Genomic DNA, 20,677 nt, shown 5'->3' on the forward strand with positions numbered 1-20,677 from the left:
TATCGACGCTAACGTGATCACTGTCTAACGATATAAATCGACCACGTGATCTCGACAATCGATTACCGGATATCCGAACTCAACGCGCACCTCGCGCTAGCGATTTGTAGCGACCCTCGCGATTACCGCTCTATCGCATATATGCTGAGCCGATTGTCGACCGCCGAGACTCCCGGCACGTTCTTGGCGATCTCACCAGCGCGATCCACCTGATTGCTCTTCGGCACGGAACCAGACAACGTCACAACGCCGCTTTTCGCGTAGACGAACAGTTGCGTCATGTCGATCCCCCTCGCCTTCGCCATTGCGGTGCGCACGCTCTTGGCGAGCCTCCGGTTGGCCTCCCTGACCGACTTAGCGCTCGGTGCGCTGCCGGCGTCCGCCGACGCGACTACGCCGCTGCTATCGCCGTCCTGGGCGAACACAGCGAACGGTGCGATAGCGGCTGCCAATACGACAGCAAATCCAATCTGTACATGTGCTCTCATTTGCGTTTTCTCTATGTTGGAAATATTCGAAAGCGGATTGATTACGCCGCACCTTGCGAGCTCAAAGCCTGTATCTTCCGTGATGGAGGCGCAATAGATGCAGCACCTCCCTCAAAACAGGTCACCATTCGTCAAGCTGAGCGTCTGACTTCTTTCATCCTTTAGAACGTATGCCGCATGCCAATCTGCACACCGGTCTGACCGCTATCGGAAGACGCTGTGCTATACGCAGCAGCCGTTCCGTTGTACGAGTCGAAGTTAAGCGCCGAGTGGCGTGAATAACCCACAACCAGGTACAAGTCGGTGCGCTTCGACAGGAAATAATCGCCAATGGCCATAACCTGCTGTGGGCTGGCCGGCCTCGTCGCCTCACCATTGGCACCGGTCGCTGTTCGGATGCGGTCGTAGTAGTACGCAACGGTCAGAGTCTTGTCGACCGCGAACAGGTAGCGCGCACCCACCCAGAAGTAATCGTCGCGCGCCGTGTACCCGGCGAGCGGATCATTCTTTCCATAGCGATAGCCTCCCATGAGCTTGAATGCGGCGGCCGAATACGTGACGCCGATAGCTGCTTTTTCGAAGCGCGTATAGCTGCCGTCGACACCGGTGGAGCGATGAAAGTTGTCGTAACCCACGCTTACGGTGATCGTGCCGTTGTCGTATGAGGCAGCACCGCCATATCCCGAACCATTCGAGAACTGCCCTGCAAGATTGCTAAGAGAATAGTGGCCAATCAGCGTCACCGGTCCAAAAGCGTTCTTGTATTTGATGACGTTGCTTTCCCAAAGGTTGGCGCCGACTTCCGCGACGACGGGCTCGTATGTGCCCGAGAGGTCCGTAGGCGACGACGGATAAAGTGCATCCACGAGGGACGTGTACTGCCGCCCAAAGCGAAGCGTCCCAGCCGTCGGCGACTTCAAACCGAGCCACGCGCTACGACCGAAAAATTCCTGCATTAGAGCGCCGTTAGGAACCAGAAACCCGCTCTCGAGTTGGAATTCCGCTTTAAGACCGCCTCCGAGGTCCTCATTGCCCGTAAAGCCCCACCGGGAGCCACCGGAGCGAGCCCCGTCCGCCATCGACCAGCGGTTGCCTGACGCCGAGGACTGGTCGGGATTAATTGGCCAATGATTGGTGAACTCAATTGCGGTGTCGAGAATGCCGTAGAGCGTTACACTCGATTGGGCATGGCCACAAACCGCAAACGTCCCCGCCGCCAGACCGGCTAACATCTGCCTCTTCATCAATGTCCCCTCCATTTGGAATTGCAAACGCGAAACTTTTCGTATCCCACGTATTAGTTTTTTTTGTGGCGGGCGCACTTTCGGTCGCCTGAAACTTTCGGCAGTTGTAGTGCTTGCGGCAAACCTTCGTCACCGGCCTTTATTTCAGGCGCGCAGGGACCTCCCGGACATCGTCAGATGCGGGTATTCAAGGAATCTGGAAATTGACGCGTTTGGGGTTTAAGGCAAAACTGAAGCGCCCATCATGGGAGGGCTTACGACCGTCTTTGTCTCCGCATTGTTTTTTGCATTGCTGGAAACTATCGGTGTAGCCGTGATCGCTGTCTAACGATTAAAATTAACTACGTGATCTCGATGAGCGATCACCGCATCCCCATTTCGGATGGAAGAACCGACTTGAGGTGAGCGCGTAGGGGCTACAAAGGCATCTCGCCCGCGATCCCGGCTGCGAGCTCGAGAAAGTTCGCGACTGCCGGATTGGCCGGATTGGGATTCCATGCGACGATCAGCTCATAAGGCGTGCCCAGATCGTCGATGGGTATGTAGATGACGCCGAGTTGCTGAACACGTGCTACCCACTGAGGCACCAGCGTAACGCCAAGGCCCGCGCTAACAAGCGCCACGAGCGTATGAAGCTGCTCGGCTTCCTGGACGATTCGAGGCATAAATCCGGCTGAAGCGCAGCACCCGACGATGATCTCCAGAATCCGACTGTTCATGCTTCGGGGAAATAGGACAAACGGCTCGCGCTCAAGCTCGACGATCGACAGCGTCGACCGTGCGGCGAGCGGATGACCCTCCGGGATTGCGGCCATCAAAGGGCCCGCGGCGAGCGTTGCAGACTCGAGCGCATGGCCAGGAAACGGTGAGGGCATGATGCCGATATCGATGACTGACGTACGGAGCGCCTCGATCTGCGCGCCTCGATCGAGCGGGTGCAACGTCAATTCGACCTGCGGCCACCTCTGGCGGAAGTCCCGCAGTATTGGCGGCAAGATCGACCAAAGCACGTTGTCGACAAAGGCGATCGCTAGCCGCCCGACCGTACCATCCGCCGATGCGCGGGCGCGACGCATGGCCTCATCCGCCCGACGAAGCAGGTCACGCGCTTCAGGCAAGAATATCTCACCCGGACCAGTGAGCCGAACGTTGTGGCGTGAACGCTCCAGCAGCGAGAAGCCAAGCTCTTCTTCAAGCAGTTTCACCTGATGGCTCACCGCTGACTGCACCACATGCATTCGCTGTGCGGCCCGGCCGAAATGCAACTCCTCGGCGACGGCCATGAAATACCGAAGTCTACGCAGATCCATGATTGAGAGCGACACAGGTCGCCAAAGTCCTCGTCGAAGTTGAATCCGGTAGACCGCCCAACCAGGATCACCGAGTCGCGTCGAGCACGACCTTGCCGCGCGCATGACGGCTCAAGCTTTTTTTCAGAGCATCGGCGGCACATGACAGCGGAAAGACCGTCTCGACTTCAGCCCTGAGCTCGCCCGATTCGAAGCGTGCCGCGAGTGCAGCCAACTGCTGGCCGTCGGAGCGGGTTGCGAAATGCCTTGCCACTACACCCGTTCGATTGGCGCGCTCGACGTCCGGGGGACTGACCGGCGACACCAGAGTGCCACCCGCCTTTAACACCGACCACGAACGATCCTGCGTTTCGCCGCCAACCAGATCCAGGACGATGTCTACTGACGATACGGCGTGCTCGAAGGACTCCGTTCGGTAGTCGATGACCTGTGTCGCGCCAAGCCGTCTGACGTAGTCGAGATTGGCGGACGACGCCGTTCCGATTACATTTGCGCCAGCGATTCTCGCCAACTGCACCGCCATGCTGCCAACGCCGCCCGCCGCTCCGTGAATCAACACGTGCTGACCCGGCTTAACGTTAGCGTGCTCATGCAACGCCTGCCATGCAGTCAATGCTGTCGCAGGCACGCCCGCCGCTTCAAGCAGCGAAAGTTTCTTCGGCACTAAAGCAAGGCGCTCCGTTGAGGCAACCACTTTGGTCGCGTATCCGCCAACGATCCCGATGAAACCGAAGACGTCGTCGCCCAAGGCGAAACCCGTGACTCCGGCGCCCAATGCCGAAATCTTTCCCGACACTTCGACGCCAGGTGTGTAGGGCATTGACAGCGGCAGGAATGCTTTAAACCCGCCTTCCAGGACTTTCCAGTCGACCGGGTTGACGCCACTTGCCGCGACGTCGATCAACACCTCGCCCTCTCCCGGTACCGGATCGGGTATATCCTCAAGCGTCACAACTTCGGGGCCGCCATAGGCGTAGGCAAGTATTGCTTTCATGGGTAACTCCTGATTAAGCGACCGTAAAGGCGCAGCTGCTTTGAAATGTTAGATCACCGACAGCAGGCCGCCATCAACAAGCAAGGCGATACCAGTGACATAGCTCGACATGTCCGAACCGAGCCACGCAACGGCGTCGCCGATTTCGGACGGTCGGCCCAAGCGGCGCAATGGAGTGCGCTGTCGAAAGCCTTCGGAGGCCGCGGCAATGCCGGGATTCGTGCGCAGCAAGTGTGTGTCGATCGTGCCGGGACAGAGCGCATTGACGCGGATACCGTCGGGCCCGAGCGCGTCCGCCAGCGCCTTGGCCATCAGCACGACGCCACCTTTGCTGGTCGAGTAAGCGACAGTCATGCCGGCGCCCGAAATCCCGCCCATGCTCGCCATCAATACGATGCTGCCAGGCTTGCCGCGTGCCTTCATCTGCCGTGCCGCGGCTTGCGCACCGAAAAGCACGCCGTCGAGATTGACCGCCATCAAGCGCCGGTAATCGCTTTCGGCGACCTCTGGGCCATCCTCGCGCAACGTGATGCCGGCGTTGCAAACCATCACGTCGACACCGCCAAACTCGCCCGCCACCTCGACGAGCGCGTCGACTTGCGCGTGCTGCGTTACGTCGGTGCGTTGAAATCGAGTGGCCACACCCAGCGCTTCGATCTCGGCAGTCGTCTGTATGCCACCCTCGTGAGGGGTTTCAGTGACGTCGGAGACAATCACTGCCTTCGCTCCGTGCCGAGCCGCACTAATTGCAATGGCCCGACCGATTCCGCTGGCCGCACCGGTGACCAGCACGACCTTTCCTTTTAGAACGTCACTCATATTGTCATCCTTGGTCATTGGCAAGCTTCAACGCCTGAACCGGCGCCCCCGCGCTGGCGTGGCCTGTCCTTCACGCCTTCTTTTCACCGGCGGCAAAAGCGCCGAGTTGCTGCATCAGCGAGAAGAGATTGGCGACACCCCAGTGCTCGGCAATCTTGCCGCTGCGCACGCGCATCGCGTCGACCGTTTCAAAATGGATCTTTCGACCGGTGGGCGGCACGCCAAGGAATGTGCCTTCGTGCGTGCCGTGATACGTCTTGTAGGTCGTCACCAGATCCCCGTCTGCAACCTGCCAATGAATGTCCGCGTGGAAATCAGGGAACGCGGCCCGCAGTGCGTGATAGAGGCCACGTGCACCATCCTTGTCCGGGGTGCAATTCGGTTGCGGCGTATGGTCGACGAAATCGTCTGCGAAGAGTACTTCGAATAAGTCGAAGTCACCGCCGCCTTGAACCTCTTCGGTATTGCGTCGAACTACAGCCTTTGCTTCTTCGCTTGCGTTGCCATGAGTCATGTCATGCTCCAGAACGGTTCGAATGTGTGGATACGCGTTAGCCAAACAGCTTGGCCGCCGTCTTTGCGACCAGTTCGCCCTGGTGGCGAGCGCCGGCCAGATCGATCTCGCTCGGCTGACGCGAGCCGTCGCCGGAAGCGATGGTGGTTGCGCCATAAGGGGCCCCGCCGACGATCTCGCTCATGTTCATCTGCCCCTGATGGCTGTAGGGCAACCCGACGATGACCATGCCCAGATGCATCAGGTTCGTAATGATTGAGAAAAGCGTGGTTTCCTGGCCGCCATGCTGTGTGGCAGTCGACGCGAACGCACCACCGACCTTGCCGTTCAGTGCGCCACGCATCCACAAGCCCCCGGTCTGATCGAGAAACGCTGCCATCTGTGACGACATGCGGCCATAGCGCGTGCCAGTGCCCACGACGATCGCATCGTAGTTCTCGAGGTCGTCGACGGTTGCAACCGGAGCCGCCTGGTCGAGCTTGAAATGCGCGCCCTTGGCGGCTTCTTCGGGCACCGTCTCCGGTACGCGTTTGACGTCGACCTGCGCGCCCGCGCTGCGAGCGCCTTGTGCAACGGCCTCAGCCATCTGCTCGATATGCCCGTACGACGAATAGTAGAGAACAAGAACCTTAGCCATCGAAATCTCCTGAGGGTGATAAAGCGGCCATCAAGCGCCGCGGGGAGTGCTACTGGTGTCTTATCGGGACGACCCGAGGCGGTCCCCGACGTCGTTAGTGCGCGATACTTGCGACCGGCACCTCGCGACGGCTATCGAAGCTGAGTGCGCCCGCGCCATAAGCCACGACCTGGATCAAACCACCGGCCATCGCGAGGTTCTTGAGAAAGTGGAACATCTGATTCTGGTCGCCGAGTGCGTGGTGGAAGATCAGCGCGGTAACAATCGAATAGGCTGCCAGCAGCACAGCGACGAGCCGCGTACGATAGCCGACGATCAGCAGAATGCTGCCAACCAGTTCAAGACCCATCGAGCCGAGATAGCCGAGCAAAGGTGCGGGCAATCCAAGCGAGCCGATGTAGCCGATGGTCGCCCCTGGAGCCATGAGTTTGCTAAGGCCGCTAACCAAGAAAATGGCAGCGATGAGAATGCGGCCGATCAGTGGAAGGGTCTGATAAGAAAATGCAGAGGTCGAGTTCATGACGAGTTCCTTAGGATTTAGATAAGAACAGCGAAGATTAAATGGACTGCTTGTACGACTACCGGATGCGGCCGCGAGAGCGAAGCTGCTCGCCCATTCGTGCGATCTGGGCTTCTCCTGCTTGCAACGCGGCCTCCGATGTGTGGACCGAGTAGTAGCCGAGCACCAGGTCATGCGGGTGCTTTACTGCTGACGCGAATATGAATTCGGTATCGCCATCCGCGACGAAATCGAGGGCGTCTTCGGACTCGCTGAATACCGCGAGTTCGTTGAGCAGTCGTTCGCCAGCAACGCGAAGCGCGCCCCGATGCACGTGAGTCCAGGCCACGGTGTGTCCGGCGGGCGGCACATAGCGCCAGTGCTCGCCCGCCCTGAGCCGTACGTGCAGATAGTTGATCCCTTCCGGAGCCAGCACCGGGCTGTGCGCATCCTCGTAGCTACCGAGAATGACGCGCGCATGCCCAACATGCGGAATGGCCCGCGCGGGAAGGTACTGTGTCTGGGGTTCCCCGTTTTCGAGTTCTCGCGGCAACGCGACCCACATCTGGTAGCCGTGAAAGCGCTCGCGGTCCGCCGGGCTGGCGTCGTGCCAGACACCGTTGCCCGCGTTCATCCATTCGATGCTGCCCGCCGACAACACGCCCGACGCGCCCGTCGTGTCTTCGTAACTCAGGTTGCCCGAGAGCAGGACCGTGATCGTCGCGATGCCCGAGTGCGGGTGCATCGGGAACAATGCGTCGCTCGACGGAGTGAAATCGAAGTAGTCGAGAAACACGAACGGCTTGATCAGTTCGCCCAGGTCGCCGGGGCTGACGATGCGGGTGACCGGCCCGTGGTGGCGCCCCTGAGTACGCGCCACAATGGAGCGCGAAAAACGGCTCGGCTTGGTAACTGAAACGGCCGCTTCGAGTAAATCAGTGACTAGCGCCATGACGATTTCCTGGTGGGGATGACATGGCTGGAGATTAGAGAATGGCCAGCTTTCTCGGAAGCCTATATATTTCGATGGAATCCATCGTCTTTACCGATGGATCGGCTGCGACGGGGTCGCTGAGCGGCGGTTTTGCCTCGTTTTCTTTCCCGAGCGATCGCGTGTTCGTTGCTCGCGACATCCAGCGGCCGGGCCAACTCGAAGGAGCACATGTCCGCCTTGTCCCGATGCCGCTCGGCATGTCATGTCCCTACTCGACATAGTCAACGTTGATTGAGGTCGTCATCCATGCCCGCAAGTCCTGCTGGACCGTTTCGATCTTTGCATGGCCTAGGTCGGATGCAATCTTCCCGAGGAAAAGATGCACAGGGGGCCGCGGCGATGCACCGACATCGATGATCGCCTGCGCCATCTTCTCCGGGTCGCCGTCCTGCTTGCCTGCCAGCTCGTTAAGGTGAAGGTCGAGCGACGCCTTGGCCTGCGTGTATTCGCCGATTTGCGTTTTCGCTACAAGGAGTGAACCGCTCGACAGGAAATCCGTTCGGATCGGTCCCGGATACACAGCCGTGGCCTTCACGCCAAACTCACTGACCTCCGCGGCCAACGCTTCCGTCATCCCGGACAATGCAAACTTGGTCCCTGCGTAGCATCCCCATCCCGCGTATCCACCGTTAAAGCCTACGATCGATGAAATATTGAAAATATGGCCGGACCGCTGGCGACGCAGGTAAGGGCACCTCATTACACATAAGTCGCGACGGTGGCACGCCGCGAAAAGTCGTTTACGGTCAATGACATAGCGGGTGGGGTTGTAAACTCTTTCGGACTGGCGTTAACTCTTGCATTTTGGGCGGCACATGACGCAAGAGAAATCGAGCTGGGCAGCGGCAGAACTCAAGGGCATCGATTTGGGCGACCAACGCCTGAACAAGCGTGCCGTGCTATTGGCTGAGCGGCTGGCGGAGAAGCCGACGGCAAGCATACCCAACGCATGCGGCGGCTGGGCGGAAACGGCAGCAGCGTACCGCTTCCTGTCGCAAGATGAGTTGGACTGGCGCGACATCATGGCGCCACATTGGCAGAGTTCGACCGAACGAATGCGGGCGTGCGAAGTAGTGCTATGCATCCAGGACACCACGCAGTTGGACTTTAACGGTCAGACCATCACAGGGTTGGGACCGCTGTCGTATGAGGCGCAACGCGGGCTGTATCTGCACCCGACTTACGCGGTGACGCCATCGCGCGAACCGCTGGGCGTGCTTGACGCGTACATGTGGGCGCGCGAGCCGAAGGGTGCGGACGGTGTGCGCCCCGGCATCAAGGAAAGCACCCGTTGGACCGAAGGATATGAGAGGGTTGCCGAACAAGCGGCCGCACTGCCTGCCACGCGACTGGTTTATGTGGCTGACCGGGAATCGGACATCATGGCGCTGATGGTCAAAGCAAAGGAGTTGGGCCACCCGGCGGATTGGTTACTGCGCTCGCAGCACAATCGCACCTTGCCTGACGGCGGCAAGCTGTGGGACCAAGTGACTGCGGGTGAGCCGGCGGGCAGGATTCACTTTACGCTGGCAGCCCGTCAGGCTCAGCCTGCGCGCGCGGTTCGGCAGCAGGTGTGGGCGCAGCGGGTTGCGTTGACTGATGCTGCAGGCGGCGTGGTGAGTGCTACTTGCATCGTCGCCCGCGAGGTCGACCCGCCGGCAGGCGTCAAGCCGATCGAATGGCGCCTGCTGAGTAACCGCGATGTGAACGACCTGGAGGCGGCAGCGCAGCTTATTGATTGGTACCGCGCGCGCTGGGAGGTGGAACTATTCTTTCATGTGCTCAAGAACGGCTGTCGGGTCGAGGCGTTGCAACTCGCATCGATGGCACGGCTTGAACGTGCCTTGGCGCTGTTCATGGTGGTGGCATGGCGCATTGCTCGGTTGATGCGACTCGGTCGAACTTGCCCGGACCTGGATGCAGCGCTCTTGTTCGAGCGAGATGAATGGCGCGCGGCATTCATTCTCAACAAGAAGAAACCGCCGAAGAACTCACCGCGTCTGAATGAGGTCGTGCGCTTGGTCGCCATGCTCGGCGGATTCCTGGCGCGCAAAGGCGACGGCGAACCCGGAGTCAAAACCATCTGGCAAGGCCTGCAGCGAGTGACGGATTTCGCCGCCGGCCTCAAGTACGCCCAAGAACTCGGCGAATGACTTATGTGTAATCAAATGAGGTAAGGGAGGCAATGGCGCAGCACGTTGAGGGGAGCAAAAACATTCACCTCGAAACTCTTTCTGAATTCCTCATCCGACAGTCCTTCGAAGGTGCCCTGCTGACCATATCCCGCGTTGTTCACGACCACGTCGATGCGCCCAAACTTCGCGACCGTTCTTTTGATCGCCTCAGCCACGGACTCTTCGTCAGAGAGATCAACCTGCAGCGGGAGGAAGTTCGGCGTCTCCGAACTCACCGTGCTCTCCAGTGCCTCACGCGTCCTGGATGTCGCCGCGATCTTCCTGCCTTGCGCGAGCAAACATCGAACGAGCGTAAGCCCCAGGCCTTTCGATGCACCCGTTACGAACCATACTTGCGTTGCGTTGCTCATAAACCCTCCACGACCAAGTACTTTAATGATCATCTCGAGAGGTGCAGGCCGGCCTCTGCCTGGCGAATCCAGAAGCCGGCCGCCCTTGGACGCTATCGGTTGGCGATGTACATCGTGATCTCGAAGCCGAAGCGCATTTCAACGTAGCTCAGTGTTTCCCACTTCATTTCCAATCTCCTTCAACGGTTGGACTACAAGACATGACCATGCGAAACCTTGCGCCGCCGCGCCTCAAAGCTGCGCCGTAATGGCCTTCACTTCCGTATAGCTGCGCAGTGCCTCCTCACCGAGTTCTCTTCCCCAGCCTGACTGCTTGAACCCACCGAAGGTCTGTGCAGGGTCTATGACGGTATGGCAATTGATCCAGACGCTTCCAGCGCGAAGTCGATGCGCAACTTTATGCGCCATGCTCACATCACGGCTCCAGACGCTCGCCGCCAGGCCATAAGGCGTGTCGTTCGCTTCAGATATCACAGCGTCCACATCTTCCTTCTTGAACGGCATCGCACACACTACGGGCCCGAATATCTCCTCGCGAACGATTCGCATGCCCGAGGTCGCGTTGGCGAAGACCGTCGGCGCCATGAAGTAACCGATATCGCCGACACGTTTTCCTCCCGCAACGACCTCAGCCCCTTCCTTGCGCCCCACGTCGACGTAGCTGGCGACGCGCTGCAACTGTTCGTTGGACACAAGCGGTCCCATCTGCGTGTCCTCGTTCAATCCATCGCCGAGCTTGAGTTTGTCGGCGATCTCAGCGACGCCTTCCACGACACGATCGAAGACGCGTTCATGAATGTAAAGCCGGGAACCGGCCGTACACACTTCCCCCTGGTTGGAAAAAATGGCTTGCGCGACTCCCGGAATAGTTAGATCGAGGTCGGCATCGTCGAAGACGAGCACGGGAGATTTTCCGCCCAACTCAAGCGTGACTTTCTTAAGGTTGTCAGCCGCCGCTCGTAGAATCGTCCGTCCAACCGAGGTCGACCCGGTGAAAGAGATCTTGTCGACACCCGCGTGCGCCGCCATGGCGGCGCCGGCTTTCTCACCAAAACCTGACAGGATGTTCACCACACCGCGCGGAAACCCCGCCTCAAGAATGAGGCGTGAAAGCAGAATCGCGGACAGCGGAGTCTGTTCCGCCGTTTTAAGGACCACCGTATTTCCGGTAGCAAGAGCTGGCGCGAGCTTCCACGCAGCGCTGACCAGAGGAAAGTTCCACGGAATAATCTGTGCGACGACGCCGACAGCTTCACGACGCGTGTAAGCGAGCCAGTCTCCTGGCCACGACAGGGTATTCGTTTCTCCCGTGATCTTTGTTGCCCACCCCGCGTAATAGCGGAATACGCCCACCGCAATGGGCACGTCGCCCGCGCGCGCAGCGGCGACCGGCTTGCCGTTGTCAAGAGAGTCGAGTTGTGCAAAGTCTTCTGCGTGTTGCTCGATCAAATCCGCGAGACGCCACATTACCCTGCCACGCTCCGCCGGCGGCATGCGTCCCCACGTGGCATCGTCGAACGCGCGCCTTGCGGCTTTGACCGCGCGATCGACGTCTTCGACGTCCGCTTCGGCGACCGTTGCGATTACACGTTCATTAGCCGGATTGACGACGTCGAAAACACGGCCACTAGCTGCGGGAACAAATTCACCGTCAATCAACAGGTGTCCCGGCGACTTAAGAACATCGAAGACACCCGCGGTCAATCGTGTGTCCGATTGACCACGAGGATCCAACTCTCTCTGCTGCCCACTCATGGCACCCTCCTTCGGATTGCAAAGCGTCCACGCGCTTGTGTGGACGCGCATGGATACGTGATCTATTTCGTCAACAGTGTCGATTGGGTTGTCTTTGGACCGAGGTCGGCCCGCCTGCGAGAGACGACATAGGATTTGATCTTCTCCACATCGTCTTCGCTCAGATAGGCACCGAACTTCGGCATCCCGAGAGGCTCAAGTGCGCCACCCAGCACGATCGTCGAATAGCCGTCGAATGTCTGACTCGCCGATTTGCGCAAGTCGGGAGTCAAGCCGCCGCTTACCGCGCCCACGCCGTGACAAGCCATACAGTTATTGGCGAAAATGACGGCCCCTTGCTTGATCGACTCGGCATCATCGCGTGCCTTTATATCCATCGCCGAGGCAGGCAGGGAATCGACTCTGGCCAATGGTTGCAGTGCAGGCAGTTGAGCTGTTCCGCCCAGCTTGAAAATCAGAAGACGGCTCACGTTACGCACGCCAGGAGCCAGGGAGGCGTCGCCACCGACGGTCGCCGCCGCCCCGCCCCATCCTGCCATGACGGCCATGTACTGTTCGCCATTTACGCTATAGGTAATCGGTCCAGCCACCACGCCGGTCTGTGCCGGGAACGCCCACAACGCCTGGCCCTTGTCGGCGGAATACGCCATCATGCGCCCGTCCGCCGTGCCCTGGAAAACAAGGTTCCCTGCAGTGCTCAGCGTGCCACCGTTGTAGTAGTACTTGTAAGGCACTCTCCATCGGGCCTTTTGCGCGACAGGATCCCACGCGACAAGCGCCCCGCTGACCACGTCACTGGGGAATGAGCGCGCGTCGGAGAAACCGTTCCCGGTGTTGAATCGGTGGGGACGGTAGACAAACTCGTCTTTCTGATTTCGCAGCACGCCGGGTACTTCCTGATACGGAATGTAGACTAGGTTTGTGATCGGACTATAGGACATCGGATGCCAATTATGCGCACCAAAACCGCTGGGCCATTGGGTCACCGGCTTGTCGACGTAACGTGCCGCTGGGTTTTCAACAGGTCTGCCCGTCTTCATGTCGATGCGATCCGCCCATGTCACCTTTCCGAATTTTTCGGCCGATAGCAACTCGCCCGTTTTGCGATCCAGTACGTAGAAAAATCCGTTCTTTGGCGCGTGCAAGATGACCTGCCGCTCTTTTCCGTTGATCGGCAAAGTCGCAAGCGTGATCTGTTGTGTCGAGGTGAAGTCCCACGAATCGCCCGGCGTCTCCTGGTAGTGCCAGACGAGCTCGCCCGTCTCGGGTTTGACCGCAACGATAGACGACAGGAAGAGATTGTCGCCGCCGCCCGGACTCCGAATCTCTCTATTCCACGGACCGCCATTCCCGGTGCCGACGTACAGCAGATCCAGATCGGGGTCGTAGGCCATGCCGTCCCATGGATTGCCGCCACCGCCGTACTTCCAGTAAACGTTGCCACTCCATGTCTTGGCTGCTTCGGCTAGCTCGGGTGACTCGTAGGGCTTCGAGGGGTCGCCGGGAACCACGTAGAATCGCCAAAGCATTTTGCCGCTGTCAGCGTCGTACGCAGAGAAGTAGCCACGCGTTCCGAAGTCCGCCCCGCCATTGCCAATAATGACCCGCCCCTTCACCACGCGTGGCGCGCCAGTGATCGTATATGCCTTCGTCGTATCCGTCGTCTGAACCTCCCACAGCAACTTGCCCGTCTTTGCGTCGAGCGCAACAAGACGGCCGTCGAGCGTGCCAACGAAGACCTTGCCTTTCCACAACGCGACCCCGCGATTGATGGCATCGCAGCAAGTGTCGATTGCTTTTCCCTTGAATACTTGTGGATCGTACTTCCAGAGGATCTTGCCCGTGACGGCATCGGCGGCAATCACCTTGCTCCATGACAGGGACACAAACAGCGTCCCGTCAGCAACGAGCGGAGTCGCCTCGAGACCTCGCCCCTCATCGAAATCAACGAACGCGGTCAGACCCAGTTTGGACACGTTCCCGGCATTGATTCGATTGAGTGGACTGAATCGCTGCTCCGTATAACCCCGTCCGTAACTGAGCCAATCAGCGCCGTCACGGTTCTGCGCCGTGATCCGCGACTCGTCGACCATCAAGTCAGATGCCGGTGCGGCAAGCGGCAACACTGCGCTCAGCAACCCCGCACCAGTCAACACGGCTGGCCCGAGAATCCGGGCGTCCAGCCGCATCGCCGGGCAGGAAAAAGCCGACTCTCTGGCCCGTGTTTTCCTGCTTCGGGCGAAAGCAGTCCAAAAATTCAGCTTGAGCATGACCCCACACCTCCCGAGATTGCTGACTCGAAAGCCAACGAGCGTTAAGTCCCTTCCGTATAAGGAACAAGTGTAGGATCTGTGTTCTTGTATACGAACTAGGTTTTTTACCTAGAACATATCTTCAGGACTGTCGAGAGTCATCGCTTGAAGGGGGTCGCGAGCGCTGTTAATTGCAGAGAGACCGAATGGCCATGCAGCACTGCGGGCATCGGTCAAGCAATGCCCGCTCTGGAATCGCGTCCTAACCCACGGGCACGCTCATTCCGCCGTCGGCCATCACAACCGCACCAACGATGAAACTGGCTCGATCTGAAGCGAGGAACGCAACGATCTCCGCTATCTCATCCGGTTTTGCCGCCCGACCAATGGGGGCGGCCTTACCATGCTCTGCGAGAAACCCCGGGCCGTCTTCCATGAAGTGATTCAACAAGTTGGTCACCACATCGCCGACGCCGATTGCATTCACGCGGATACCGTGCTCGATAACCTCGAGCGCCAGAGTACGCGTGAGCTGTGCCAAAGCTCCCTTCGAAGCCGTGTAAGCAGAAATCCCGGGAAACGCGAAATAGGAAGCGTACGAAGCAATATTGACGATGGCACCGCTCTTCTTCGGGATCATTGCCTTCGCTGCTTCACGCGAATGCATGAAGGCGCCCGTGACGTTTGTGTCCATCTGCCACTCCCATTCCTGGCGCGTCAGCTCGACGAGCGGCTTGTACAGGATGCGGCCAGCGTTATTCACCAATACATCGAGCCTTCCAAACTTCTCTACGGCAAGCGCCACGGCCGCTTCTGCAGCGCCGTCCTCCGTGATGTCGGCCTTCAATGGAATCAGTCCATCACGACTGAGCTTTTCAACGTCCGCGCTCGCATCTTCGGCGATCACCTTTGCGCCTCTCGAATGAAGCAACAGGGCTACCGCACGACCTATGCCACTCGCCGCGCCGGTGACCAGCACGACCTTTCCTGCAACTTCGTTGGGTGTTGGAGTGATGTCGGGCATACGCTTTCTCCACGGTTGGTTGAACGACTTCCGTGCAGCTATCTGCACCGGAAAAGAAGTCTAGTCACAACCATGGTAGGGCGCTCGACACGGGACGAATCGGCCGTGTGCGACGAAGGACTGCTTTTGCGTGCCACGCCCCGCATCGCGGCTGAAGCCACGCCGGACGATCAAATCGTGGATGTTCCTCTGTCGCGGCGCAGCGCGGCTGGAGTCTTGCCGTAATGGCTCTTGCACACCTTGATGAAATGGGTCGGGTCAACGAATCCCGCTCGCCTCCCTATCTCCGACGTGGTCACCTGATCGAACAGGCGCGATCGCAACATGCGTTCGGCAGTTTGAATACGGGCGTCGATAAGCCGTCGGCCGAACGTATCGCCGTGCACCGCAAGGATGCGATGAAGGGTTCTCACGGATAGCCCAAGCGAGGCGGCGACATCCGTTGCAGTCAACTGCAACTCGCTGCTGCGTTGATTAATGCAATCGACAATCCGGACGTGCATGTCTCTATACCGGGTTTGCTCCTGGCGAGGAGCTGCGATTTCACCGGTCGCCAAAGCTAGCAATGCACCGACTTGATCGGTCAAGATACTGCTGCTTAACGGTGCAGTGACTGCACGCTCCGGCGTCATTTGAGATGCGTACGCCGATAGAACCTTGCCCCATCCATGGTCGCCATTGATCCGCTTCCCCACGACAGCCGATGGATTTGGCAACCATGTTTCTACCCAGTCGATAGGCAAACCCTTACTCAACGCTAAAGCATTGTCTGGCCAATGAAAACGTTGTGGGTAGCGTGAGTCAGAAAGCACGAGATCCCCAGCGCGCAACGAAACAAGCGTGCCATCGAACGCGAAGCGCCATGCGCATCCGATACTGACGATCAGGTAGTACTCTTCCTTTTCTTGTCTACATATGTCACGGCGCGTGCGATGCACATCCTGCGCCGAGCCGCTAATCGAATCAACACGCATGCTCCCTATCTGTGCCGACGATATCTCTGCGCAGAAGCCCGTCCTTTTCGGGCTGTCGCCCGTGGCATGGATCAACTGCCGACAAAGTATGTCCATGTACGCCTCGAACCGGCGGGCGGGCGTGTAGTCGCGTGTTGACCACCGAAAAATGCCGAGATCTTCGTCAACCATGTCTCTCCTCCCAGATTACAGCCTCTACGTCGTGGCTAAGCTAGCAAGGCTTGCATGGAAGCCAACCGCCCGTCGACGTATCGACTCAGCTTATGTTGGAACAAGCTAACCTTGAATCGATCTCGACCGTTTCAGAGGGCAATCGTCAGGCTGCAACCGGGGCTACCCATCCCAACTGCCGAGAAAGTTGTTGAGATGCGGCCTTGAGGGTCCTGATAATCGACGGTGCCGTGCTCTCCTTGTACTGCGACGATGCGACGCCGACGCCGAACGCGGCCACTGGAAGACCGGTGGCGCCGAAGACGGGTGTCGCGAATCCCACAACGCCGGGCAAAGCCTCCTCAAACGAAACCGCATAGCCTCTGCTTCTCGTCTCTTCCAACGAGGCGCGGATCTCAGTCAGGGAAGTTTTTGTTTTTTGTGTCGCTTTTATGCGTGGACCGGTTTTTAGAATGTCGTCGACCTCCTTGGCCGGCATATAGGCGAGCATCGCTTTACCGAGTGCCGAACAGAAAAGCGGACCTCGAGAACCCAATTGGAGCGTGTGACCGAAAATCGACGGCACACTCTCCGTGCAGATCGTCACGTACTCTGTGCCGTTCGGGATAGCCAATATCGAGAATTCCTTCACCTGCGCGAAAATCTCAGCCACTAACGGCTGACCGAGCTTGACGAGATTCAGATTGCGCAAATAGGAATTCGAGAGCCAAAGCACCTGCACCCCGATCGTGAAGATACCGCTTTCGGGCGTCCGCTGCAGATAGCCCTTCGACAACAGATCTTGCAAAAGCGCTGTCAGGCTGCTTTTCGGAATGTTGAGTCCCTGGGCGATTGCCGTATGGGTGCATCCATCGCGTTTGTCGGCGATGAACTCCATGATTTCCAGCACGCGCAATGCAGATTTCGACATCTATGTGGCTCTCCTCGATCAACGTAGCGGCTGCATGTTGCGCATTTTTTCGCGAGACCCACAGCCGAGCGCGTCCGTGGAGGGAATCCTTTTCTAACGCGACACGGCCTCGTTCGGCTGGGGTCTCACCTGCGCGGGCACGCACCCGCGGCGGTACATCATCACCGTCCGAACGAACTCGATCACGACGGTGCCGTCCTGAGTATACCCGAGCGTCTTTATGCCTACGATCCCGACGGTCGGTCGCTTCGAAGACTCTCGAAGCGACTCGATCCGCGACTCGCTGTAGATCGTATCGCCCTCGTAGGCAGGCGCCGGAAGCCGCACATCGCTCCACCCCAGATTCGTCATAACATTCGGGGTCAAGTCTGCCACGGACTGTCCAGTTACGAGTGCAAGAGTCAGGGTCGAATTCAAGGGTACCCGCTCATGCCCCGCTTGGGCCACGAAGTGATGATTCAGATGCAAAGGGGCCGGATTTTGCGTGAGCAACGTGACGAGCATGTTGTCGTAGCCGGTCACCGTCCGAGCCAGCCTATGTTCGCACCGGTCACCCACCTCGAAGTCTTCGAAAACGCGTTCGCGCCATGGAATATCATTCATTTGCTCGCTCCCTTGGGCGGGGTTTGAGGCGCCGTTAGCGCGCCACTGATGCTTCTGCCCCCGCATGCAAGAATCGTTTGCCCGGTGATGTATCCGCTGTGCTCCCCTGCAAGAAAGGACACCAGCGCGCCCACGTCGTCGACCGTTCCCGCCCGTCCGACCGGAATCGAGCCGATGACACGCTCCACGATATGCGGCGGCATCGACCGCGACATGGGAGTGTCGATAAATCCCGGCGCAATGCAGTTCACGGTGACGCCATAAGGCGCAAATGAAAGCGCCAGACTCCGGGTCGCACCGACCAGTGCCCCCTTGGCCGCGCTATAGCCGGACGAACCGAAGTTCCCCAGAAAGGCACGGGACGATAGCGAAACGATGCGGCCATAGCGCTGCGCCTTCATATGCGGGAGCACCGCGCCGGCAAGACGCATAGGCCCGACAAGATTGATGTCGAGCAGACGGCCAAATAAATCGGGCGACATACTCTGAACCCGATCGTCCTTCAGCCACCCCGAGCAGTTGACGAGAACATTGATCTGCCCGAACGCGTCAAGCGCGGACGAGACAAGCTTCTCAGAAAGAGCGGAATCCGTCGCATCGCCTTCAACCGGGATGAGCTTGCCGACATCACTGCCGCTGTTGCGCGAGGCGTGCTCGTCAGCGACACGTTCCAACCCGCCACGGTCGAGGTCGGTAATAATGAGGCGAGCACCCTCAGCTGCCAGTCGAAGAGCAATCGCGCTGCCGATACCGCCAGCGGCACCGGTGACTATTCCAATGAGCGGTCTGTTCATGGATGCAGCCTCCCGCCATCTCGCCCGGCGTCAGCATATATTTCCTGGCCGGTGATGGTCCCTTGATTCTGCGACATCAGCGTATGGATCATGGCGGCGAGATCCCCCCAATCCGTCCGCTCGCCATAGAGCACGATGTTCGCGGTCATCCTGAACTTGACGACTTCGAGAGCGAGCGTTCGCCAGAAACTGAGCATGCCTCCGGCGAGCGCCGAGCCGTGACAGTCCGCTGGATCGCCCATGGCCGCGTTTGCAGGTACCAGACCAAAGATGTGCCCGCCACGCCCCTCGGCCGACACGGCCCGGATGTACTGCTGCACGAGTCGGAATACGCCAGTCAACTCGTGCTGGACGGTATCCCAGGCCACTCCGGCGTCGTGCGAAAGCAGCGTCGGGACCACGGCGACGCCGTCGAACGCAGAAGTCATGAGTAGTTCGTCAGCCAGGTCATACACTGCACGCTCGACATGAATGCTGCGCTGCGCGAGTGCAGCGCCGAGCGGGCTGGTCAATGTCGGTCGCCCCGCGACCAGTAGAGAATGAGAAGCGTGCTCTATCATCGCGACATCACCACGGTAGTCACGGAGGCACCGTCGGTACCGCTGACAGTGCCTCCCTTGCAGTAGGACAGACCCAACCGTGCGCCCTGCACCTGGCGCCCACCTGCCTGGCCGTTGAGCTGCCAGTACATCTCACAGATTTGCGCCATGCCGGTCGCACCTACGGGATGTCCGCGCGAAAGCAGACCGCCGCTCGGATTCACTGGCAGTTTCCCGCCGAGCGAAGTCTCGCCGCTTTCCGTCCACGCGGCGCCAGCTCCGCAAGGAATCAGGCCAAGCCCCTCCATGCGAACGATCTCCGCAATCGTGAAGCAGTCGTGCATCTCCACAAAATCAACGTCGCCCGGATCGATACCTGTCATCGCATAAACCTGTTCACCCGCGCGCCTCGACACGTCCTCCTCGTTAAGATCGTAAAGACCGCTCCGCAATGTGCCGCTGACCAGCGCAATTCCCCGGACTTCGGGGCGGGACGATGTAATGCCAAGCCGCTTCAGACCGGCGGCACTGCACACTATCGCGGCAGCCGCACCATCGCTGATCGGACTGCAGTCGAGAACGCCAAGGGGATCCGCAACCGGCCGCGCCTGCAGGACTTCATCGAGCGATACCGGCCGCTGGTACTGGGCGTAGGGATTATGCTGCGAGTGCATGTGATTCTTCACTGCGACCATCGCAATCTGTTCGCGTGTCGCGCCGTGGTCAATGATGTAGCGGCGGGCGCTCAACGCGTGCCCGGCGGTCATCACAAATCCCTGCATTGCATCGAGGTCCGAGGGCTCGGGCGTCACGCCACCCTTCACCCGGTCTGTCATTTTCTCCACGCCGATCACCAGGATCACGTCATGAACACCTGCACGGATAGCCATCCAGGCTTCGCGCAGAGCGGTCGCGCCGCTCGCGCAATAGTTCTCGTGATTGCTCACCGGAAGACCAGCCAGGCCCAGCTCCGTCGCCACGCGTTGACCGGCAACCGGACCGCCGAAAACGTGTCCCACGTAGACCGCATCGATCTGCCCGCGCGTCGCGCCGGCGTCCTTCATGGCGCCCAGTGCGGCGCCAACGGCCAGTCTTTCAAAGGTCACATTGGCGTCGTACTTTCCGAACCGGACCATGCCGGCTCCGGCAATAAATATTTTCTCCATCACACCGCTCCGCTCTTCAAGGGACTCGGCACGAAGGCGTATCCGACCAAGCTCACGCCCTCGCTCTCACCGGCTTCCTGTAGCACCAGTTCAACTTTGTCGCCCACCTGAATGTCGTCGCCGGGTGCGTCGATGCGGGCAAGCACACGTACCGCGTCGTCCAGATCGATGTATGCGAGAACATAGGGCGTACGCCGCCCGCCCGGTGCCTGGTGGACGACGGTGTAGCTGAATACCGTTCCGTTCGGCCCGAGGGGAACCACATCGTGAGGTCCGTCGCGAAGACATGCCGGACAGAAATCACGAGGGGGAAACGTCCGCGTGTCGCACGCCTTGCAGTGCGATCCGAGCAGGCGCGGCGGATCGAATTGGAGGAGGCCATCACGGATCGGCCGTCGAGACGAGAGCGCTATATTTGCAAGTGTCATCTAAAGTCACTCCTACG

Annotated in this window: 24 protein-coding genes; 2 read left to right on the top strand and 22 right to left on the bottom strand. The window is 59.3% G+C overall.

What is annotated here, in order from left to right:
* Nucleotides 1-122: 122 nt before the first annotated feature.
* The 9 genes from ACEN42_RS21545 to ACEN42_RS21585 all read right to left on the bottom strand — a co-directional run bounded on the left by ACEN42_RS21545 (nucleotide 123) and on the right by ACEN42_RS21585 (nucleotide 7,457).
* Nucleotides 123-488: a BON domain-containing protein gene (locus ACEN42_RS21545; RefSeq protein ID WP_371881388.1), complete on the bottom strand. Its 366-nt coding sequence runs from the start codon at nucleotides 486-488 to the stop codon at nucleotides 123-125.
* Nucleotides 489-649: 161 nt separating this feature from the next.
* On the bottom strand, nucleotides 650-1,732 hold the full coding sequence (locus tag ACEN42_RS21550; protein ID WP_371881389.1) for a porin: 1,083 nt from the start codon (nucleotides 1,730-1,732) through the stop codon (nucleotides 650-652).
* A gap of 416 nt (nucleotides 1,733-2,148) precedes the next feature.
* Nucleotides 2,149-3,147, bottom strand: a complete 999-nt coding sequence (locus tag ACEN42_RS21555; protein ID WP_371881390.1) for a LysR substrate-binding domain-containing protein — start codon at nucleotides 3,145-3,147, stop codon at nucleotides 2,149-2,151.
* Entirely contained in the window at nucleotides 3,110-4,036 is a 927-nt protein-coding gene (locus ACEN42_RS21560; RefSeq protein ID WP_371881391.1) for an NADP-dependent oxidoreductase, read from the bottom strand. Before ACEN42_RS21560 ends, ACEN42_RS21555 begins: the two co-directional genes overlap by 38 nt.
* A 48-nt stretch (nucleotides 4,037-4,084) precedes the next feature.
* On the bottom strand, nucleotides 4,085-4,855 hold the full coding sequence (locus ACEN42_RS21565; RefSeq protein WP_374191202.1) for an SDR family NAD(P)-dependent oxidoreductase: 771 nt from the start codon (nucleotides 4,853-4,855) through the stop codon (nucleotides 4,085-4,087).
* A gap of 70 nt (nucleotides 4,856-4,925) precedes the next feature.
* Nucleotides 4,926-5,369: an ester cyclase gene (locus ACEN42_RS21570; RefSeq protein ID WP_371881393.1), complete on the bottom strand. Its 444-nt coding sequence runs from the start codon at nucleotides 5,367-5,369 to the stop codon at nucleotides 4,926-4,928.
* Nucleotides 5,370-5,406: 37 nt separating this feature from the next.
* Nucleotides 5,407-6,006, bottom strand: coding sequence for an NAD(P)H:quinone oxidoreductase (gene wrbA / locus ACEN42_RS21575; protein WP_371881394.1), 600 nt, complete (start codon nucleotides 6,004-6,006; stop codon nucleotides 5,407-5,409).
* Nucleotides 6,007-6,100: 94 nt separating this feature from the next.
* Complete coding sequence (locus tag ACEN42_RS21580; RefSeq protein ID WP_371881395.1) at nucleotides 6,101-6,526, bottom strand: DoxX family protein; 426 nt, start codon at nucleotides 6,524-6,526, stop codon at nucleotides 6,101-6,103.
* Between the two features lie 58 nt (nucleotides 6,527-6,584).
* On the bottom strand, nucleotides 6,585-7,457 hold the full coding sequence (locus ACEN42_RS21585; protein ID WP_371881396.1) for a pirin family protein: 873 nt from the start codon (nucleotides 7,455-7,457) through the stop codon (nucleotides 6,585-6,587).
* Nucleotides 7,458-7,498: 41 nt separating this feature from the next.
* Between ACEN42_RS21585 and ACEN42_RS21590 the strand changes: the two genes are divergently transcribed.
* On the top strand, nucleotides 7,499-7,720 hold the full coding sequence (locus ACEN42_RS21590) for a hypothetical protein (RefSeq protein ID WP_371881397.1): 222 nt from the start codon (nucleotides 7,499-7,501) through the stop codon (nucleotides 7,718-7,720).
* On the opposite strand, the gene ACEN42_RS21595 is transcribed toward ACEN42_RS21590, so the two are convergent.
* The gene (locus ACEN42_RS21595) at nucleotides 7,708-8,199 is read right to left on the bottom strand and encodes an SDR family NAD(P)-dependent oxidoreductase (protein WP_371881398.1); all 492 of its coding nucleotides are present in this window, start codon (nucleotides 8,197-8,199) and stop codon (nucleotides 7,708-7,710) included. The genes ACEN42_RS21590 and ACEN42_RS21595 overlap by 13 nt on opposite strands.
* A gap of 115 nt (nucleotides 8,200-8,314) precedes the next feature.
* On the opposite strand from ACEN42_RS21595, the gene ACEN42_RS21600 reads away from it, so the two are divergent.
* Entirely contained in the window at nucleotides 8,315-9,652 is a 1,338-nt protein-coding gene (locus ACEN42_RS21600; RefSeq protein WP_371880870.1) for an IS4 family transposase, read from the top strand.
* 11 nt (nucleotides 9,653-9,663) lie between these two features.
* Here the strand turns inward: ACEN42_RS21600 and ACEN42_RS21605 are convergent, their stop codons facing one another.
* The 12 genes from ACEN42_RS21605 to ACEN42_RS21660 all read right to left on the bottom strand — a co-directional run bounded on the left by ACEN42_RS21605 (nucleotide 9,664) and on the right by ACEN42_RS21660 (nucleotide 20,660).
* Entirely contained in the window at nucleotides 9,664-10,044 is a 381-nt protein-coding gene (locus tag ACEN42_RS21605; protein WP_371881399.1) for an SDR family NAD(P)-dependent oxidoreductase, read from the bottom strand.
* A gap of 92 nt (nucleotides 10,045-10,136) precedes the next feature.
* Complete coding sequence (gene pqqA, locus ACEN42_RS21610) at nucleotides 10,137-10,211, bottom strand: pyrroloquinoline quinone precursor peptide PqqA (RefSeq protein ID WP_371882272.1); 75 nt, start codon at nucleotides 10,209-10,211, stop codon at nucleotides 10,137-10,139.
* Nucleotides 10,212-10,275: 64 nt separating this feature from the next.
* On the bottom strand, nucleotides 10,276-11,799 hold the full coding sequence (locus ACEN42_RS21615; protein WP_371881400.1) for an aldehyde dehydrogenase family protein: 1,524 nt from the start codon (nucleotides 11,797-11,799) through the stop codon (nucleotides 10,276-10,278).
* A 62-nt stretch (nucleotides 11,800-11,861) separates the two neighbouring features.
* Nucleotides 11,862-13,988, bottom strand: coding sequence for a PQQ-dependent dehydrogenase, methanol/ethanol family (locus tag ACEN42_RS21620; RefSeq protein ID WP_374191203.1), 2,127 nt, complete (start codon nucleotides 13,986-13,988; stop codon nucleotides 11,862-11,864).
* Nucleotides 13,989-14,313: 325 nt separating this feature from the next.
* Nucleotides 14,314-15,075, bottom strand: coding sequence for an SDR family NAD(P)-dependent oxidoreductase (locus ACEN42_RS21625; protein WP_371881402.1), 762 nt, complete (start codon nucleotides 15,073-15,075; stop codon nucleotides 14,314-14,316).
* Nucleotides 15,076-15,245: 170 nt separating this feature from the next.
* A complete protein-coding gene (locus ACEN42_RS21630) occupies nucleotides 15,246-16,220 on the bottom strand; it encodes a helix-turn-helix domain-containing protein (protein WP_371881403.1) in 975 nt (324 codons plus the stop codon).
* A 145-nt stretch (nucleotides 16,221-16,365) separates the two neighbouring features.
* Entirely contained in the window at nucleotides 16,366-17,130 is a 765-nt protein-coding gene (locus tag ACEN42_RS21635; RefSeq protein ID WP_371881404.1) for an IclR family transcriptional regulator, read from the bottom strand.
* Nucleotides 17,131-17,223: 93 nt separating this feature from the next.
* Nucleotides 17,224-17,733, bottom strand: coding sequence for a MaoC family dehydratase (locus ACEN42_RS21640; RefSeq protein WP_371881405.1), 510 nt, complete (start codon nucleotides 17,731-17,733; stop codon nucleotides 17,224-17,226).
* The gene (locus ACEN42_RS21645) at nucleotides 17,730-18,527 is read right to left on the bottom strand and encodes an SDR family NAD(P)-dependent oxidoreductase (RefSeq protein ID WP_371881406.1); all 798 of its coding nucleotides are present in this window, start codon (nucleotides 18,525-18,527) and stop codon (nucleotides 17,730-17,732) included. The genes ACEN42_RS21640 and ACEN42_RS21645 overlap by 4 nt, the downstream gene beginning before the upstream one ends.
* Nucleotides 18,524-19,039, bottom strand: coding sequence for a hypothetical protein (locus ACEN42_RS21650; protein WP_371881407.1), 516 nt, complete (start codon nucleotides 19,037-19,039; stop codon nucleotides 18,524-18,526). Before ACEN42_RS21650 ends, ACEN42_RS21645 begins: the two co-directional genes overlap by 4 nt.
* 44 nt (nucleotides 19,040-19,083) lie before the next feature.
* The gene (locus ACEN42_RS21655; protein WP_371881408.1) at nucleotides 19,084-20,232 is read right to left on the bottom strand and encodes a thiolase family protein; all 1,149 of its coding nucleotides are present in this window, start codon (nucleotides 20,230-20,232) and stop codon (nucleotides 19,084-19,086) included.
* Nucleotides 20,232-20,660, bottom strand: a complete 429-nt coding sequence (locus ACEN42_RS21660) for a Zn-ribbon domain-containing OB-fold protein (protein ID WP_371881409.1) — start codon at nucleotides 20,658-20,660, stop codon at nucleotides 20,232-20,234. The genes ACEN42_RS21655 and ACEN42_RS21660 overlap by 1 nt, the downstream gene beginning before the upstream one ends.
* Nucleotides 20,661-20,677 lie beyond the last annotated feature (17 nt).

Origin of the sequence: Caballeronia sp. S22, from assembly GCF_964261745.1 — a bacterium.
GTDB classification, from domain to species: Bacteria; Pseudomonadota; Gammaproteobacteria; order Burkholderiales; family Burkholderiaceae; genus Caballeronia; species Caballeronia jiangsuensis.